This window comes from Stenotrophomonas sp. S41 (assembly GCF_016624625.1).
Classification (GTDB): domain Bacteria; phylum Pseudomonadota; class Gammaproteobacteria; order Xanthomonadales; family Xanthomonadaceae; genus Stenotrophomonas.
The window spans coordinates 1-670 of the sequence record NZ_JACVTV010000218.1; the positions used below are offsets into that span (position 1 = coordinate 1).

Annotated in this window: 1 protein-coding gene; it reads right to left on the reverse strand. The window is 57.5% G+C overall.

Annotated elements, in window-relative coordinates; all coding sequences use genetic code 11:
- Positions 1 to 431: 431 nt before the first annotated feature.
- On the reverse strand, positions 432 to 670 hold a 239-nt coding region (locus IAE56_RS20965; RefSeq protein WP_234456250.1), incomplete at its 5' end, for a hypothetical protein.

Consider the following 670-nt stretch of genomic DNA (forward strand, 5'->3'; position numbering starts at 1 on the left):
CAGCTCGGGCCGGACTTCGGACTTCAAGCAGGATTATGTGGATAAGAAGAAAGGCGAAAAAGACCTATGATCTCCATTCTGCGTAGTGCTGTTATCTCAAGCGTCCTCTTCTCGGCCCAGGCGGTAGCGCAGCAGCCTGGTAGCGCGGAGTACAATAGGGTGTTCCTGCCTGCGCACGGCGTTGGCGACACGACCCCCCAGATTCAGAAATGGGGCGCTGTAGCTAGGGGGCCGACAGCACGCTTGGCTGGTACGTTGGCGCCGGCACCGAGAGGGAGGCTGTCGCGCTGGCTGCGCAAGACTGTCTCGCGCGGGGATCGCGGGATTGTGACAAGTGTGCAGCGATTGCGGTTCGTCCAGGTGTTCGAAAATACGTGGAGGCTGTTGATCGGCTATCTGCTGTAAAGAAGGATGCACTTAAGAACTGTGGTTCAAAGGAGTGCAAGATAATTTTCGAGGGTTGTGCGTACCCCTGACGCCTTTTCCTTGGCTGCAATGGCCGGGAATGAGTGTGGATCTGATTGCAGGGTTGTTTGCGAGGGGTGTGCTGTCCCCTGAAAAGCGGAGTTTACTGAATCAAGTTTCATCTCGCCGCCCGCTGCTGTGCTTTTCCAGCGTGTGGTCATGGCACCGCCGATGGCGGCCATGTTCTTCAACGGCACGCTGGGCC